Genomic DNA, 16789 nt, shown 5'->3' with positions numbered 1-16789 from the left:
GAACGCATACGCATTGATTCCGCCGCTCACTATGGTGGGAGTAGACAACCGATAGAGGAGCGGAACACATATGGCAGGCATCAAGAACTGGTTCTATGCCATCGACGTGATGAGCGGCTGGTTCCCCATCACCATATGGGCATTGGTGGCGATCGGCATCGTCGTATTGCTCATATGCCAGAGCAGAGGCGAGTCGCGCAAGCGCTTCCTCAAACAGCTTGGCATAGGGCTCCTCGCCGGATTCATTGGTCTTGCCGTAACCTATGTGTGTTCCGACGTGTTTTTGCTGTTCGGGGTCTCGCTGGGCTGGCCTGTGATCATTGCGATTGGCGTGGGCGTGTTCCTGTTCGCCTTCATGGTCGCCGCGGCGGTGATGACCCACGGCTGGTTGCGCGTGCTCGCCATCGTCATGATTCCGGCCACATTGCTCGCCACCGCGGTGCATGTAAACGAGATCTACGGCGAATACCAGACGATGGGCAGTCTGTTCGACTACTCGCCCTACCCACATATCTCGGCGCTGAATCTTTCGCTCAGCACGATCTCGGTACGTGAATGGAACGAGCAGGCGGTAGCGAAGAGCCGCAACACCACGCAGATTCCCCAATCGGGCAAACTCGTGCACGTGGACATCCCGAATCCGAAATCCGGGTTCAAGGCGCGCGAAGCGCTCGTGTGGCTGCCGCCGGCGGCCTTTGCCAAGCACCCGCCGAAATTGCCGGTCATGGTGATGTTCGCCGGCCAGCCCGGCTCGCCCACCAGATTCTTCACCGCCAGCAACACGGTGAAGGTCCTGAGTAAATTCGCTGCCGAGCACCATGGACTCGCGCCGATTGTGGTCAGCCCGGACCAGAACACCGAGGCGACGCGCAACAGCCTGTGTGCGGACACCACGAAATGGGGCAAGGCCGAAACGTATCTTGCACAGGACGTACCCGATTGGATCAAAGCGAACCTGCCCGTCAACGACAAGGCATCACAGTGGACGATCGGAGGGTTCTCGCAGGGCGGCACATGCGCGACGCAGCTGGCGCCAAACCATCCGAACATCTACGGCAACGTGCTGGCCGTAGACGGTGAGATCGCTCCGACCGAGGGCAGCGTGGACCATATGGTCGAGACGTATTTCTCCGGGGATAAGGCGGAATATGAGCGGCAGGTGCCGCAAAATGCGATTCGGAACAATGCGCCGTCAAAACAGCTCATGATCCTTGGTGCGGGTGCGCGCGACGGCGAATCCGTCGACAACATACGCAAGATCGGCGACACCGCCCGGGAAAACGGGTGGACGGTGTTCAGATTCGCAGTGAGCAACTGGGGTCACGACTGGCATGCCGTCAATGCCGTCTTCGCCGTGGCCCTGCCGTATTTATGTGAACGCATGGGATTGGGCAACGCGAATGTGCAGTTCCCGACCGATTCAGAAGTGAAGGAGATATCGTGAGCGCAACGGATTCGAATGACGGCGTCGCCAGCGGGCAGACGCAAGCGGCGGCAAAACCGCCGACCAGCCCCAAACCTCCCAAAGCGCCGAAGCGGTATGCGGCGCAACCGGTGAGCAACCAGCTGCTGAACGACATCCGGCGTTGGATTCACGAGCAGAGCTTCGCCCTGTGGGTCACCTTCGGCTTCATCATGATCAATGTGTGCTGGTGGGCATGGTACAACATCGAGCACCACAAGATGCCACGCCATGCGCTCACCACGAGTCTGCACGAGTTCAATGTGGGGCATCTCATCGCCTCGCTGTTCCTCACCGGTTCGGTATTCCAGATGATCGTGGATGCACTGCTGATCCTGTTGGTGCTGTGCTTGGCGGAACCCTATCTCGGCAAGTCCCGCACGGCCGCCATCAGTCTGGTGAGCGCCGCATCCGGCACACTCGTGGGTCTGATCATCTGTTCGGCGATCAGCGCGTTGCTCGGCGAACGTGCGGAGGTGCTGAACATCAGCTTCACGCTCTCCCCCGTCGTGCTGGTGATCGGCGCGCTCATGGCGGCGACGGCGTTCTCATACCAATTGTGGCGCAGACGCATACGCATCATCGGCTACACGGCCATCATGGTCGTGGTGCTCTACGGCGGCAATCCCGGCGATTATTGCGTGCTGTTCGCCGCGATCATCGGGCAGATCATAGGCCGTGCGATTGCCGGCAAGCCAATCGAAGCCGAGCAGTGGCATTGGCAATACAGTTCGTCGCAGGAGATTCGCCGCATCTTCGGCGCGATCGGCGTGGTGCTCGCCTTGGGCCCCATGGTGGCGACTTCGTCGCGATCCCATGCCGGCCCTCTCGTGTCGGTGGCGCTGGTGCTCAGCCCCGAATCGGTGAACACCGGGGTGTTGGCGGCCTGCATGCACGGCCATGTGGTCGACGGCTGCCTCCAACAGTATTCGCTCATGCGCGCCAGCCAACCGGGAGACGTGGTGAGGTCGGTGCTGCCGCTGCTGGTGATGCTCGCCCTGGCATGGGGCATGTGGCTGGGACGGCGCACCGCCGCGATCAGCAGCATCGTGTTCTATGCCGCGAGCGCGTTCTTCGCCATCTCCTACTACCTGTTGCCGTATTCGTGGGATGATCAGCTGCATATCACCATGGGCAACATACCGCGCATGATTCTCGTCAATGCGCTTATACCGCTCATATACGCGATTGCCGTGATCATAGAGCTCCCGCATTTCTCCATTCGCACGAAACCGCGGACGCTTCGCCGCTGTGCGGCTGCCATTGTGATTGCCTTCGTCGTATGTTCGGCCATCTATCTGCTGTTCGCCTGTTTACGACCTCAGGATTTCACGCCGCGTCCGAATGTGGGCATGGTGCTACGCGAATGGCCTGCGAGGTTCCTGCCGATCGGGTATCTGACGGATTCGAGCATCTCGTTCATCGCCGTCACCCCGCTGGCTTCGCTTGTTCTGCAGGGCGTGGGCATTGTGTTCTGGATCGTACTCGTCATGGTTTCCTTCGCATGGCTCAACGCGTCAATCGACTATGATCACAAGGCCCATGCGCTGGCCGAGGAACTGGTGGAGGACGGCGGCGAGTCCATGAGCTTCATGACGACGTGGGAGGGCAACGAATACTGGCTGTCGCCCAGCAAAAGGTCCGCTGTCGCCTACCGTGTGCTCAACCACATCGCATTGACCACCACCGGACCATTCGGCGACCCGGATGAATGGATGAGCGATATGGACGAATTCGCCCGCTACTGCTCCGACCATTCATGGTCCCCGGTGTTCTACGCCATCCACGAGGAGGCCAAGGATCACCTGCAGCAGCTCGGATGGCACTCCATTGTGGTGGGAGACGAGATGCTCATTGACCCGCAAAGCTGGAAGACCACCGGCAAGAAGTGGCAGGACATTCGCACGGCCATCAACAAGGCAAAGCGCGAGGGCATTGTCGATGAGATGAGCACCTACGATGAGGCGCCCCATGAGGTGCAGGTGCAGATCGAGGAGATTTCCGAGCAGTGGAGCGAAGGCAAGGCGCTGCCTGAGATGAAGTTCACGCTCGGCGGCGTGGAGGAGCTCAAGGACCCGCGCGTTCAGGTGCTCTATGCCATAGATTCCGACGGCATAGTGCAGGCGGTCACGAGCTGGCTGCCCACATTCAACAACGGGCGCGTAATCGGCTGGACGCTGGACTTCATGCGCTACCGTTCCGGAAGCTACAACGGCATCATGGAGTTCCTCATCGCACGCATGGCCCAGCGCATGCATGATCAGGGTGTGGCCGATCCGAGCAACCAGGTGCAGTTCGTGAGCCTGTCGGCGGCACCGCTCACGGGACTCAAGAACTTCACCGACGCGAAGAGCGACGACAGCTCGAATGTCGATGGCACCACAATGCTCCAGCATTCGCTCGCGCTTGTGGCGGATCTGCTCGAACCGGCCTATAGGTTCAAGTCGCTCTACAACTTCAAGAAGAAGTTCCAGCCGATCGAGCGTCCGGTCTACATCAGCTACCCGGATTCCGCGTTGCTCGCCAATCTCGGCATTGCAATCATTCGCGCCTACCTGCCCACCTTGACGTTCAGGGATGCCCTGGGCATGCTTTCGAGCTTCAAACCGGCCAAGCCGAATGATGACGGGAAGGCAACGGACCATGGGCAGCCTGCAGGAAGCGCAACCGATACTGCACACGAGTCCGGGGTCCATGACGCCAAGGGCGGCAAGCCGGTGGACGACCAAGCTGACGAACCACGGTAAACCATCGCGTGTTCTGCGTAAAAGGGGACAAATACATGCATGTATTTGTCCCCTTTTACGCAGAACACGCGTGAGCGGGCGCTAAGCCTGCTGTGAAGTGTCAGGCTGCGGAGTCACCGCGTGCGGCACGGCAGTCCGCGCACAGTCCGAACACCTCGAGCGTATGCGACTCGATGGTGAAGTCATGCTGCTGGGCTACGGACTGCAGCCACGCCTCGCTCGGAGGATCGATCTCCACCGTCTTGCCGCACGACACGCATACGAGATGGTGGTGGTGGCCGCCGGCATTGCACAGTCTGAACAGCTGCTGCCCATTGAGCCGTACGGTGTCCACCTGTTTGGCGTCGGCCATCGCACCCAGCTGGCGGTACACGGTGGCGAGTGCAATGTGCTCGCCGGCGTCTTCGAGCCGTGCATGCAGCTGTTGTGCGGAGATGAAATCGTCTGCACCCTGCAACGCCTCGCGAATGACGTCCTTCTGCCGTGTATTGCGCTCGTTCATGTTCCCACCTGCAATCCGTATGCCATCTGGAGCGTTCAACAGCTCCAGCAGCCTGTCTGTTCCAATGACTGCGCCGCATCCTCAGGATTCTCACACAGCACGGTGATGTGCCCCATTTTGCGGTTGAATTTGGCATCGGCCTTGCCGTAGTCGTGCACATGCCATTCGGGATGCATCGGCTCCGCGGCCTGCGTGGGCGCAATGTGCTGGCCGAGCACGTTCACCATGACGGCCGGGCTGAGCAGACGCGGTGTGGGCAGATTCCAGCCGGCGATTCCGAGCACATGCATGTCGAATTGGTCGAAATCGCAGGCTTCAATGCTGTAATGGCCGGAATTGTGTGGGCGCGGTGCGAGCTCGTTGACGATCACGGTACCGTCCGCCTTGATGAACAGTTCGATGGCGAGCGTGCCCGCCAATTTGAAGCCGCGCGCGAGCTCGAGCGCCAGTTCGTGTGCGGTGCGTGCCACCTGCTCGCTCACATTCGCCGGGGCAAGAGTGAGATGCAGAATGTTGTCGCGGTGGATGTTGCGTACGATCGGGAACGTCTGGTAATCGTTGCCGTTGCCGCTCACCAGAATGGAGGCCTCGAACGCGAAATCGACGAACCCCTCGAGTATCGCCTGCGGGAAGTTCCCCTCCGGCCATACCTCGGCCAAATCGTCCGGTGTGCGCAACACGATCTGCCCATGGCCGTCATAACCGCCTTCACAGGTCTTGAGCACGGCCGGGTAGCCGATCTCGGCGAGCGCCGCGTCGAGCTCTGCGCGTGAGCCCACCGGTCGCCATGGTGCCGTGGCGATGCCATGGTCATTGATGAACGTCTTCTCGGCGATGCGGTTCTGTGTCACGCGCAGCAGGTCGGTGCCCTGCGGAATCGCCACAATGTCGCGGACCGCATCCAATGCGTCGGCATCCACGTTCTCGAACTCGTAGGTGAGCACGTCGCTGCGTTCGGCGAGCTCGCGAATCGCCTCCTGGTCGTCGTAGTCGGCGACAATCTGGAAGTCGGCAACCTGCGCGGTGGGGCAATCAGGCGTCGGGTCAAGCGTGCCGATGCGGAAGCCCATGTATTTCGCGGCAAGCGCCATCATGCGGCCGAGCTGGCCTCCGCCGACGATGCCGATGGTCGCCCCCGGCAGCAAACGCGTGATCTGGCCGCCGGTTTCGTCAGATAAGCTCGGCATTGGACTGCTCCACCTTCTCCTTGAGTTCGTCGCGGTATGCCTGCAGTGCGTCCGCCAGACGCTCGTCGTCCATGCTCAGCATGCTTACGGCGAGCAGGCCCGCGTTCGTGGCGCCCGAGTTGCCCACGGCAGTCGTGGCTACCGGAATACCTCCCGGCATCTGCACGATGGAGAGCAGCGAATCCCAGCCGGAGAGCGCGTGGGAGCGCACCGGCACGCCGATGACCGGCAACGTGGTCTGCGCGGCCACCATGCCAGGCAGATGGGCGGCGCCGCCGGCACCTGCGATGATGATCTTGAGCCCGTTGGCGCGGGCATTGTGTGCGAATTCACCCATGAGTTCGGGGGTGCGGTGTGCGGAGACCACCTGCTTCATATATGGAACCTCGAAGCGGTCGAGCATCTCACAGGCGTGCCTCATGGTCTCCCAATCGCTCGCCGAGCCCATAATCACTGCCACTTGCGGCTTGTTTGCGGTCATATTACCTCCAGCGCATGTGCGCCTGCACCCGATCCCGTGTGGGAGGCGCGCGGCTCACCTTGACTTGTTCACTGTACGCCAAAGGTGTGTCGCGGCTTGCACGAGCACTCCTTTTGCGGCATTGTCTGACATGATTGATGCCTTATAGCTCTCACACTATAATATGTGCATGAAGTTGACCATATGCGACGCGAATGTTGGAATGCCCGCATATTCTTGCGAACGCCTGCCCGGCGGAATAGAGAGGGATCACTAATCTCATGACACACGACCTGCTGTCTCAAGTGCTGTCGCCTTCCGACGTGAAGCTGCTGCATCCCGCGCAGCTCGATGCCCTGTGCGCGCAGATCCGTGAGACGCTTGTCGAATACGGCAAGAGGTACGGCGGCCATATCGGTTCCAATCTTGGTCTGGTCGAGGCGTGCGTGGCATTGCATGTCGTGTTCGAATCGCCGCTCGACAAAATCGTGTTCGATGTGTCGCACCAGAGCTACGTGCACAAGATGCTCACGGGGCGCGCCGAGGCGTTCCGCAGGGCCGAGCTGTTCGGCACGGTGACCGGTTTCACGAACCCAGGGGAAAGCGAGCATGACCATTTCGTGCTCGGGCATACCGGCACGTCAATCTCGCTGGCATGCGGCATGGCGAAGGAACGTGACATGGTACGGGCTGCGGGGGGCACGGCGCAGACGGACAATGTGATCGCGGTGATCGGCGACGGCGCCCTCAGCTCGGCGATTGCGTTCGAGGGGCTCAACAACGCCGCCGAGCAAGGCGGCAATATGATCATTCTCGTCAACGACAATGAGATGTCGATTGCCGAGAACCATGGTGGCATGTATGCGACGCTGGCCGCGATGCGTGACTCGCACGGCAGGGGCGAGCGCAATCTGTTCCGCGACTTCGGACTCGACTACCGCTACGTGGAGCACGGCAACGATGTGCATGAGCTGATTCGCGCCTTCGAGGAGGTGCGCGACATCGACCATCCGGTGGTGGTGCACATTCACACGACGAAGGGGTTGGGGCTCGACGCCGAGGATGCCGCACAAGGCGTGTGCGAAGGCCGCTGTGAGGCGAACCATTGGCAGAATCCGCTCTCACGGGCAGATTCCCCGCTTGGCGCCCGCAAATACTACGGCGGTCTTGCCATGGCGTCGCTGGAACGCCGTTTCGCCACCGAACCGGGGCTGGTGGTCATCTCGCCCGCCACGCCCGGTTCCAACGGCATCACGCAGGACTTCCGTGAGCGCGCCGGCGCGCATTATGTGGATACCGGCATCACCGAGGAACATGCCGTGGCTTTTGCCTCTGGCATCGCCAAGGCCGGTGGCAGACCCGTCGTGGCCACCTCCGCCACGTTCTTCCAGCGCACCTTCGACCAATTGCAGCAGGAGCTCGCCCTCAACGACACCCCGGTGACGCTCCTTTCCTTCGGCGCGGGTCTCTCCGACGCCGACAACACGCATTCGGGCGCCTTCGACATCGCGATGTTCGGCAACATTCCGGGCCTGACCTGCCTGGCCCCCACTTCGCGCCGCATGTTCCTCGACATGCTCGCCTGGTCGACGTCAGCACGCAACACGCATCCGGTGGTGATCCGCGTGCCGGGCGACACGATTCTCAAGGCGGAGCGTGCCGGCGAACTTGACCCGGAGGCATCGCTCGCCCCGCAGAAGACCGATCTGCTCAAACCCTGGTTCGGCTATGAGGTGGTCTCGGACGGCTCCGACGTCGCCGTGCTCGGCCTGGGCAATGCGTTCGCGACCGCACATGCCGTGGTCGAACGGCTTGCAGACTCCTCCCCTGCCATCGGGGCCACGCTGATCAACCCGTTGCAGTTCTCATCGCTTGACGAGCAGACGCTGCGCTCGCTCGCCGAGGATCACCGCGTGGTGGTCACGCTCGAAGACAGCCAGCTCGAGGGTGGCTGGGGTGAGAAGATCACGGCGTTCTACGCGAACATGATGCCGGATTGCACCATGCACGTGCTCAATTTCGGCGCCGACAAGGAGTTCACCGACCGCACGCCGCTCGCCGAGCTCAACAGCCGCTATGGCATGACCGTTGAGTCAATCTGCTCGCGCATCCGCGGACTGCTCGACTGACGCCCCATACATACGAAAATGCGAGGATTCCATGGAATCCTCGCTTGAAGTGACCCCGGACGGGCTCGAACCGTCGACCTTGAGATTAGAAGTCACATGCTCTATCCAGCTGAGCTACGGGGCCAAGCCGTACCTAGTATAGCCATAGGGCTGCACAGCGCACGCCAGTCGCATAGGCACGGCTGCGAATCCGCTTGGCGGCGAGCATCGCGAAGTTGCCGACCACCGCCATGAGCATGCCGCACAGCACTCCGACCTCCCGTTTCGCAACAGCACCATCATCACACCACCATCCGCATGCTATTCGAGAATGCAGCTCAGACCGAACAGCACGAGCAGGAACAGCGCACAGAAGCTCGTGTACTCCTTGAGGTACTTGCCTTTTTGGTTGGGATACATCTTCGTGAAATGCTTGTAGGTGACGAGCGAAGCCATCGAGGCGATGAGCGTGCCCAAGCCACCGAGGTTCGTGCCGATGATGAGTGGTACGTAGGCGTTCGAGAAGCCGGCGAGCAGCAGCGAGGTCGGCACGTTGGAGATCACCTGGCTGAACAGAATCGAGACGCCGAGCGGGTGCACGCCCACGCACTGTTGCGCGAGCTGGGCGAATTCGGGCACACGCCTCATGTTGCCGATGAAAATGAAGAACATGATGAACGTGAGCGGCAGGCCCCAGTCCGCGTGGCGGAACGAGCGGCGGTCGCACACCATCATGACGGCGAACACGACCACGCACATGACCCAGAGCGGAATGAGGTCGCTCACGGCGAGCACGCAGACGATGAACGTGATGGCGTAGACAATCACGCGCCAGCCGCCATAACCGGCGCCGTAGCCGGTGACGTGGATCTCGTCGGGCTGCGGTTTCGTGGAATCCGGCGCAAGCACGCCATGCTCGATCGATTTGGAGTCCATGCCGCTGATGCCCTCGAGCCTGCGCCCGCGGAACACAATGCAGGTGATGGCAATGAGCATCGCCGCCGAGACCGCCGTATAGGGCCCCATCACCGACAGGAAATGCCCGGTGGACATGCCGGTGAGCGCCTTGAAGTAGAGATTGTGGGCATTGCCGATCGGCGTGAGCATGCTGCCCGTGTTCGCCCCGATCGTCATCAATGTGCACACGAGAATCGCGCGGTCCTCCATCTTCGCCATCTTGAGCACGGCGAGTGCGAACGGCACGAATGTGAGCAATGCGACATCGTTCGTGATGAGCATGGACGAGAAGAACGTGAGCGAGATGAGCGTGAGCACGAGCCCACGCGCCGTGCCCACATGTTCGAGCAGCTTCGCGCCGATGATGCGGAACACGCCCACGCGCTGCAGCCCGCATACGACGAGCATGAGGCAGATCAGCTGCGCGATGGTGCTCACATGCACGTATTCGCGATAGTGCCAGTCGGGGGGAACAATGAAACAGGAAATCAATGCGAGCAACGTAGCCACTATGAGAATGGTTTCGCCACGCAGGAATGCACCCACACGATGTCGCATTCACTCCTCCACACTCTGTCGAAAACGTTACTATCCTACACGAAATACCGGTGCCACATGGGATTTCGTGCACGGTTTTCCCGACCAAATACGTGTGGATGACGCCATTTGCACTTGCAAATATTGCCGTTCGTTGCCGACCGTTTTGCCCAAAAAAGTTTTCCACAGAGTCAAAACGGTCACGGCAGGCGGCGGCTCGGCCTGGTGTATCGACTCAGCCGGCCGCGGATCCGAAGATCTGCGACTGCAGGTCCTTGCGCTCGCGCTCGACCTCGGTGATCGCGCCGAACAACCGGATCTGGTCATGCGTGTTCGTCGCACGACTCGCCTGCTGGCGCAGCATGCCAATTCTTCGCATGTAACCGGTGTCGATGAGGCTGGCGGTGAGCTGGTTGGCATATTGCCTCTGCTCCGCGCTTGCCTCGGGCATCGGTTGGGCGGACTGGCTGCCCGGCTCCTGTTGGCCCGTCTGGGCCGCATTGCCGTTCGCCATGTTCTGGGGCAACGGCAGATTCATCACGGCCAGCTCGGTGATGACCGGTGCCAGCAGCGGGCCTCCAGCCTTGGTAAGGGCGTGGAGCCACTGCCCGGGCGACGTGCCGGGTTCCGGAAGACCGCCGGCGGCCTCCACCGCCTCGAACATCGTCTGGAACACCGGCGTGGAGAAGCAGTGCACGGTGAGCGCCTTGAACAGCTCGGCGTTGACGGCGCGCGGAATCTGCACCAGCGTGGCCATGAACTGCATCTCGGTGATGAACACGTTGTCGTCGATGCGATAAAAATGCTGGGACCTCGCATTGTCGCGCTCGATTTCACGCATACGCGCCTCGTTGACCTGAGGCTGTTCGCGTTCACGCTCGTAAGTGCGGTCGTAGCCGCGTTGGCGTGACGCATAGGCGTCCTCATTCGGCACATGCTGCGCACGCCGTGCGGATTGCACCTCACGCTGCAGAATCGCCAGATCGATGCCGATCCTGCGGGCAGCCTTGCGCGTGTAGAGGTCGAGCAGGCTCTTGTCTTTGATGCGCGCGATCAGGGGCGCCACTGCCTTGACGGCACCCATCTGGCCGGTGCCGTATTGGGTGTCGAACTTGCCTATGGCCACGTCGATCACGAAGTCGTACAACGGCCGGGCATTGACCACGAGGGCGCGCAACGCGTCATCGCCGCGCTCGATGCGCAGGTCACAGGGGTCGAGGTTGTTGTCGGCCACGGCCACGAAGGTCTGCGTCTGGAACGAGGAATCAAGGCCGAAGGCGTGCAATGCGGCCTTTTGGCCGGCCGCGTCGCCGTCGAAGGTGAATACGATGCGCGAGCTCAGCGGTTCGCCTTCCACCCTGAGCGGACCGGTGAGCTGCACGCCGCCAAGCGAATCGTCGGAGATGAGCCGGCGCACAATCTTCGCATGCTCCTCGCCGAAGGCGGTGCCGCAGGTGGCCACGGCGGTGTCCACGCCCGCCAGATGCATCGCCATCACATCGGTGTACCCTTCGACGATCACGACCTGGCGTTTCTTCACGATCTGCGGCTTGGCCAGGTCGATGCCGTAGAGCACCTGGTTCTTGTGGTAGAGCTGGGTGTCGGGCGTGTTGATGTATTTCGCGGCGATCGAATCGTCGTCGTAGAGCTTGCGGGCGCCGAACCCGAGGGTACGGCCGGTCGAGTCGCGAATGGGCCATGTGGCACGGCCGCGGAAGTAATCGTATATGCCCCGGGCCCCTTGGCGCGCGAGCCCGGCGTCGAGCATCTCCTGTTGGGTGAAGCCCTTGTCGGCCAGGTGACGCACCAGGTTGTCCCAACCCTGTGGCGCATACCCGCAACCGAACCGCGCGCAGTCCTGCTGCGAGAAATTGCGGCCAGCGAGCAGCTTGCGGGCAGGCAGCGCCTCCTCGGTGAGGATCTGGCTCACGAAGAACTTCTGGGCCTCCTCGTTCGCCTCGAGAAGACGCGCGCGCTTGGTGCCCCTGTGCGAGTCGTTCGCGCCGCCGGCGTTCTCGTAATGCAGCTCGATATGGTACTTGTCGGCAAGCAGTTCCACCGCCTCGCGGAAGTCTATGTTCTCCTGCTCCTGCACGAACTTGAACACGTCACCGCCACGACCACAGCCGAAGCAATGCCATGAGCCGACCGACGGGCGCACGTTGAAACTCGGCGTGCGCTCGTCGTGGAACGGGCACAGGCCCACATAGGCGCCCACACCCGAGGGCTTGAGCGCCACCGTGGCGGAGACGATGTCGTACAGATCCGCCGCGTTGCGCACGCGCTCAATGTCTTCCTTCTTAATCATCCCGGCCATGTGGCATAGCATATCAGGCAACCGAAGGATTCCCCGTGGCGTCGGCGTATTTTCCGCAGAATCTGCGCGCCTTCGCGGCGATTCATGCAATGGCGGTGTACAGGCACATCACAGCAGTGTGCTCTGGTCGAGCTTGCCTAGGTCCGTCTCGTCGAGCACTTCGAACGCGTTCGCATACAACCGCGGCACACGGTTGCGCAAACAGGTGAAGATCTCATAGCTGATCGTATCGGCCGCCCGCGCCCAGTCGTCGGCGGTCGGCTCAAGATAGTCCTCGCCACGCCCCGGCCCGAACAGCTCCACCGTATCGCCTATATGCACACCCATGTTCTCGGCGTCGCCATGCAGGTCGAGTATGAACTGGTCCATGCACACGCGGCCGCTCACGTGGAATATGCGCGCACCATCGCGTGTCATCACCCGCACCGGCGCGCCCGGCTTGTTCACGTGCTTCGAACCGGCCTCGTTGAATCCCGAGGCGGAACGGTGAATGCCATCCGCATAGCCCACCGGCACAATCGCCGCACTCGTAGGCTCATCGGTCACATACACGCGCCCATAGGACAGACCCTCACCGGCGCCCACGTTCTTCACGGAGCTCAGTTGCGCCTGCAACGTCATCGCCGGCCTGAGCTCGTACTTCGACGGCGTGCCCATTGCCGGGTCCGCCTCATAGCCATACAACGCGACGCCCGGTCGCACCAGGTCGTAATGAATCTCGGGGCGGCTCAGTGTGGCAGCCGTGTTGGCGAGATGCCGAATTTGCGGCTCGATTCCCCGTGCGTGCAGGCGCGAGGTGAACTCCTCGAATACCCGAATCTGTTCGTCGGTTTTCTCGACGAACTCGCCGACGGCAGGGGCATCCGCCACCGCCAGATGGCTCCATTGGCCCACGATCTCGAACACCCCTTCGTCGGCCAGCGGCAGCAGCAAGTCGATGGCGGAGTCGATCTGGACCAGTGTGAACCCGTTGCGCCCGAAGCCGGTGTCCACCTTGATGTGCACGCGCGCTGGCTTGCCCACGGCTCGCGCGGCCTCGGCAATCTTCTGGATCGCAGTCGGGGTGGCCACCGAAAGGTCCACATCGGCGGCAATGAGGTCATCGTAGGGGGCATGCAGCGGATTGTTCACCCACGTGAGCACGCGGGCCCGATCAACGCCAATGCCGGCATTGCGCAATGCGAGCGCCTCGCGGGCCTGCGCCACGCCGAGCCACGTGGCGCCGCCAGCGAGTGCTGCCAAAGCGGAGGGGACCAGACCGTGCCCATACGCATCGGCCTTCACCACTCCCATCACCTCGGTGGGACCGCCCTCGCGGTTGGTGATGTCGACCAAGTGGCGCATGTTGTCTCGCAACGCGGCGAGATCGACGATCACTTGCGCAGGGTATTCACGCAGCGCCTGATTATAGTTGCGCTCGCCCTGTTTGGAGGAAAACTGCCATTCTTCAAGTGCACTCACGCTCATGCACACCATTGTGGCCTGTTCGTATGACGAGTGTGTAAGCGGGTATGCGTGGGGCACGGACCCGCATTCCACGGGCCCATTGGCTCACCACTCGTGGCGCTGGTAGGCGATGCGCGTCGTGTCTTCGGTGCGGTCGATGAGCTGGATCAGGCCGCAACGGGCGAATCCGCAGCTTTCGAGCACATGCTGCATGGCCTTGTTGTTGGGGTGTGTGTCCACGCGCACATTGCCATAGTGTTTGAGGCACCATTCGATGCAGTCGCGCGCGGCATGGCGCACCAGGCCCGACGAGGCGATGCGGTGGATCGTCACGTAGGAGTCGTTGTCGAGCCACGCGCCTTCGATCTTCGCATAGGTCGGGTCCAGCCCCGGGCACAGCGCGAACTGTGCGAGGATGCGTTCCTTGCCGCCCAAAGTGTCTACCAGCAGGATCGCCCGGTGCTCGCGAATGTCTTCCTTCACCGTCTGCGGCTTCGGGAACGCGTTCCCCCACTGCGTCGGATTCCCATTGCGCGCCATGAGTTCGCGGGCATGCGCGTAGATGCGCTCCATCTGAGGGTAGTCCTTCATGGTCGCGTGGCGAAAGCGCCGGTTCGTGGCGTCCTGCATACCGTTTCTCCTCTCATTCGCGAATTCCTGCACAGCCTGTATGGCATTCCGGCTCACACAATATATGCGCCGCCTGCTATATAACGGCGCATATGAACATTCCCGGGAAGACTCAGACCACTTTGCGCTCGAACGGATCGGAGCTGATGCCTTGGGCCAGAATGTCCTTCGCCCATTCCTTCGCCGTGAACAGGCTGTGGTCGCGGTAGTTGCCGCAGCTTTCGATGGTTGTGGCGGGAACGTCGTCCCACGTGGCTTCATTCGCGATGAATTCGAGCGATTCCTTGAGTGCCTTGGCGACGTCCTCGGTGGAATGCTCCCCCCACGTGAGCAGGTGGAATCCGGTGCGGCAGCCGAATGGGGAGCAGTCGATGTAGCCGGGGATGCGCTCGCGCAGCAGCACTGCAATCGTATGTTCGATCGTATGCAGCCCACCCGTCGGAATCGCGTTCTCGTTCGGCTGCACCAGGCGCAGGTCGTAGTTCGAGATCACATCGCCGTTCGGGCCGGTCTCCGTATCGATGTAGCGCACATAAGGCGCCTTCACCTTCGTATGGTCGAGCTGGAAGCTTTCGACCACCGGCTTGCTCTGCGTATTCGGTTCGTCTGCCATGACCGCCCTTTCCGTTGTAACAGTATGTCCCACTCAGTGTAGCGCCGGCACCCGCCGTCGCTTCCAGCACCTGCCCGCACATCTTTACTAGGCAATCTTTTTTTGTTTATCCAATTATTCACTTCAGGCTGACCTGGTCAACAGATTGCCTACTATTGTCCTCAACACACCGCGGTTGCCACAAGCTCTTCACCGCGGGGCACATGCGCGTGACCGCAGATAGCACGCATGGGCCTGTGAATCCAGACCACTGCCGCTCTGCCGCGGCATGCCACCTATACATATCCGTTTCATCTCGCAAAGAAGAGCACATCCATGGCAACCAATGTTCAGGATTCCGACGTCCGTCCCGGCCCCAACCGTTACATCAGCACACCGGGAGTGGCCAAAGAGGTCCGCAAGTACATCGAGGACTATGCCCACCCCGTCATCATCACCGGCGTCAAATCCGCCGACGCGTTCCTCGACTATACGGGAGAAGACGAGTTCTTCGCACCCGTTCTGCGGTACGACGGTTCGTCGAGCGAACGCAACGCACGCGAACTCGCCGAGCAGGCGAAGGCGCTCGACGCGGACGCAATCATTGCCATTGGCGCCGGCAAACTGTCGGACACTGCAAAGAACGTGGCCGAGATGATGAACGTCGACCTGATCATCGTCCCCACACTGGCCTGCGCATGCGCGGCCTACTCACCGTACTCGGTGAACTATGACGACGAACACCGCTTCCTCGGCGTTCCGGTGCACCCACGGCAGAGCGTCGCCCTGCTCGTCGATTCGGCGCTAATCGCGCAGGCGCCGCCCGAGAAGATCGTCGGCGGCATAGGAGACACGGTGGCGAAATGGTACGAATCGGCGCCGGTGTTCGAGCAGGCCGACGATCTGAGCGTGTTCGACAGGCTTGCCTATCAGGGCGCGAAGCTGAGCCATGACCTGCTGCTCGAGGAAAGCGTGCCCGCACTCGACGCATTGCGCGCCGGAGACTATGCCAACGGGCATGTACGCACACTGATCGACACGATCATCGGCATCGCCGGCACCGTAGGCGGCTTCGGCGGCGTGCGAGCCCGCGAATCCGGCGCCCACACCGTGCACGACGGGCTGACCAGAATCCCCGGATCCGCGGAAACGATGCACGGAGAGAAAGTGGCGTACGGCGTGCTGGTGCAGCTCGTGGCCGAAGGCAAGGAAGACGAGGCTCGCAATCTACTGCCCTTCTATAACAAGATCGGGCTTCCCCACTCCTGGAAGCAGATGAATCTGCCGTTCACCGACGAGAACCTCAAGACGGTGGCCGATTTCGCCGCAGCTCCAGGCTCCCCGTTCCACGCGGCCGTCCCCGACGTGACCGCCGACCAGATCATCGATGCGATGCGCACCGTCGAAGCATTCTGATCCACACACCCTGCGTGGGCGCATTCCACCCGAAACGGCTAAATGCGCCTACGGCTCTATTCACCATAAACCCGCGGTGTCCCATGCCACACGGATACGCTTGAAGTATGACATTCTTGATTATTTTCCTAGTGGCGCTGGCAGTCAGCGTCGTGGGATTCCACCGCTACATCTGGTTCATCTCCATAGGCTACGGCTTCTCCATCGCGGCCATAGGCACCGCCCTGCTCATCATGTTCAGCGGCGCGCGCAGACTCGAGCTGCGACAGAGCAAGGAATATGCAGACGACCCGCAATACCGGCACTATTCCAAACACACACCGATTCTCATCCCGTTCATCCCGCTGCACAGCCTGAGCAACGCGAAGTGGCTCATCGGCTGAGTTGGCGGCCACACCGGAATCTACACTGAATAACCGAAAGCAACC

13 protein-coding genes and 1 tRNA gene are annotated in these 16789 nt (G+C 61.4%); 5 read left to right on the top strand and 9 right to left on the bottom strand.

The genetic code is table 11. The features are described from left to right. Positions 1 to 70 precede the first annotated feature (70 nt). Complete coding sequence (locus BANAN_RS03035) at positions 71 to 1444, top strand: alpha/beta hydrolase-fold protein (protein WP_014697477.1); 1374 nt, start codon at positions 71 to 73, stop codon at positions 1442 to 1444. Beyond that, on the top strand, positions 1441 to 4209 hold the full coding sequence (locus tag BANAN_RS03030; protein WP_014697476.1) for a bifunctional lysylphosphatidylglycerol flippase/synthetase MprF: 2769 nt from the start codon (positions 1441 to 1443) through the stop codon (positions 4207 to 4209). Before BANAN_RS03035 ends, BANAN_RS03030 begins: the two co-directional genes overlap by 4 nt. A gap of 100 nt (positions 4210 to 4309) precedes the next feature. On the opposite strand, the gene BANAN_RS03025 is transcribed toward BANAN_RS03030, so the two are convergent. From BANAN_RS03025 to purE, 3 genes are read right to left on the bottom strand one after another with little or no spacing between them, the layout of a single operon-like run. After that, positions 4310 to 4711: a Fur family transcriptional regulator gene (locus BANAN_RS03025; RefSeq protein WP_014697475.1), complete on the bottom strand. Its 402-nt coding sequence runs from the start codon at positions 4709 to 4711 to the stop codon at positions 4310 to 4312. Between the two features lie 35 nt (positions 4712 to 4746). Further along, the gene (gene purK, locus BANAN_RS03020; RefSeq protein ID WP_014697474.1) at positions 4747 to 5898 is read right to left on the bottom strand and encodes a 5-(carboxyamino)imidazole ribonucleotide synthase; all 1152 of its coding nucleotides are present in this window, start codon (positions 5896 to 5898) and stop codon (positions 4747 to 4749) included. Next, positions 5882 to 6379, bottom strand: coding sequence for a 5-(carboxyamino)imidazole ribonucleotide mutase (gene purE, locus BANAN_RS03015; RefSeq protein ID WP_014697473.1), 498 nt, complete (start codon positions 6377 to 6379; stop codon positions 5882 to 5884). Before purE ends, purK begins: the two co-directional genes overlap by 17 nt. A gap of 260 nt (positions 6380 to 6639) precedes the next feature. On the opposite strand from purE, the gene BANAN_RS03010 reads away from it, so the two are divergent. Continuing rightward, positions 6640 to 8487 (top strand): 1-deoxy-D-xylulose-5-phosphate synthase, encoded by a 1848-nt coding sequence (locus BANAN_RS03010; protein WP_014697472.1) that lies wholly within the window; start codon positions 6640 to 6642, stop codon positions 8485 to 8487. A 50-nt stretch (positions 8488 to 8537) separates the two neighbouring features. Here BANAN_RS03010 and BANAN_RS03005 read toward each other — a convergent pair. From BANAN_RS03005 to BANAN_RS02980, 6 genes are all read right to left on the bottom strand, one after another. Continuing rightward, positions 8538 to 8611, bottom strand: a tRNA-Arg gene (locus BANAN_RS03005). Positions 8612 to 8787: 176 nt separating this feature from the next. Continuing rightward, positions 8788 to 9981, bottom strand: coding sequence for an SLC13 family permease (locus BANAN_RS03000; RefSeq protein ID WP_014697470.1), 1194 nt, complete (start codon positions 9979 to 9981; stop codon positions 8788 to 8790). A gap of 214 nt (positions 9982 to 10195) precedes the next feature. Further along, positions 10196 to 12277: a DNA primase gene (gene dnaG / locus BANAN_RS02995; protein WP_014697469.1), complete on the bottom strand. Its 2082-nt coding sequence runs from the start codon at positions 12275 to 12277 to the stop codon at positions 10196 to 10198. Positions 12278 to 12385: 108 nt separating this feature from the next. Next, on the bottom strand, positions 12386 to 13753 hold the full coding sequence (gene alr / locus BANAN_RS02990; protein WP_014697468.1) for an alanine racemase: 1368 nt from the start codon (positions 13751 to 13753) through the stop codon (positions 12386 to 12388). Positions 13754 to 13828: 75 nt separating this feature from the next. Continuing rightward, a complete protein-coding gene (locus BANAN_RS02985; RefSeq protein ID WP_014697467.1) occupies positions 13829 to 14353 on the bottom strand; it encodes a GNAT family N-acetyltransferase in 525 nt (174 codons plus the stop codon). A gap of 112 nt (positions 14354 to 14465) precedes the next feature. Beyond that, the gene (locus BANAN_RS02980) at positions 14466 to 14966 is read right to left on the bottom strand and encodes an S-ribosylhomocysteine lyase (RefSeq protein WP_004218832.1); all 501 of its coding nucleotides are present in this window, start codon (positions 14964 to 14966) and stop codon (positions 14466 to 14468) included. Between the two features lie 315 nt (positions 14967 to 15281). On the opposite strand from BANAN_RS02980, the gene BANAN_RS02975 reads away from it, so the two are divergent. Beyond that, positions 15282 to 16361: an iron-containing alcohol dehydrogenase family protein gene (locus BANAN_RS02975; protein WP_014697466.1), complete on the top strand. Its 1080-nt coding sequence runs from the start codon at positions 15282 to 15284 to the stop codon at positions 16359 to 16361. Between the two features lie 107 nt (positions 16362 to 16468). Further along, positions 16469 to 16744: a hypothetical protein gene (locus BANAN_RS02970; protein ID WP_014697465.1), complete on the top strand. Its 276-nt coding sequence runs from the start codon at positions 16469 to 16471 to the stop codon at positions 16742 to 16744. The last annotated feature ends 45 nt before the right edge of the window (positions 16745 to 16789 follow it).

It is taken from the genome of Bifidobacterium animalis subsp. animalis ATCC 25527 (genome assembly GCF_000260715.1).
GTDB lineage: Bacteria > Actinomycetota > Actinomycetes > Actinomycetales > Bifidobacteriaceae > Bifidobacterium > Bifidobacterium animalis.
This window is presented reverse-complemented; position numbering and strand designations above follow the sequence as displayed.

What these genes read in the sequence shown, in the direction of transcription:
- BANAN_RS03035 (WP_014697477.1), top strand. Translation starts at nt 71, where the DNA reads ATGGCAGGCATCAAGAACTGGTTCTATGCCATCGACGTGATGAGCGGC.
- BANAN_RS03025 (WP_014697475.1), bottom strand. Translation starts at nt 4,711, where the DNA reads ATGAACGAGCGCAATACACGGCAGAAGGACGTCATTCGCGAGGCGTTG.
- purK (WP_014697474.1), bottom strand. Translation starts at nt 5,898, where the DNA reads ATGCCGAGCTTATCTGACGAAACCGGCGGCCAGATCACGCGTTTGCTG.
- purE (WP_014697473.1), bottom strand. Translation starts at nt 6,379, where the DNA reads ATGACCGCAAACAAGCCGCAAGTGGCAGTGATTATGGGCTCGGCGAGC.
- BANAN_RS03010 (WP_014697472.1), top strand. Translation starts at nt 6,640, where the DNA reads ATGACACACGACCTGCTGTCTCAAGTGCTGTCGCCTTCCGACGTGAAG.
- BANAN_RS03000 (WP_014697470.1), bottom strand. Translation starts at nt 9,981, where the DNA reads ATGCGACATCGTGTGGGTGCATTCCTGCGTGGCGAAACCATTCTCATA.
- dnaG (WP_014697469.1), bottom strand. Translation starts at nt 12,277, where the DNA reads ATGGCCGGGATGATTAAGAAGGAAGACATTGAGCGCGTGCGCAACGCG.
- alr (WP_014697468.1), bottom strand. Translation starts at nt 13,753, where the DNA reads ATGGTGTGCATGAGCGTGAGTGCACTTGAAGAATGGCAGTTTTCCTCC.
- BANAN_RS02985 (WP_014697467.1), bottom strand. Translation starts at nt 14,353, where the DNA reads ATGCAGGACGCCACGAACCGGCGCTTTCGCCACGCGACCATGAAGGAC.
- BANAN_RS02980 (WP_004218832.1), bottom strand. Translation starts at nt 14,966, where the DNA reads ATGGCAGACGAACCGAATACGCAGAGCAAGCCGGTGGTCGAAAGCTTC.
- BANAN_RS02975 (WP_014697466.1), top strand. Translation starts at nt 15,282, where the DNA reads ATGGCAACCAATGTTCAGGATTCCGACGTCCGTCCCGGCCCCAACCGT.
- BANAN_RS02970 (WP_014697465.1), top strand. Translation starts at nt 16,469, where the DNA reads ATGACATTCTTGATTATTTTCCTAGTGGCGCTGGCAGTCAGCGTCGTG.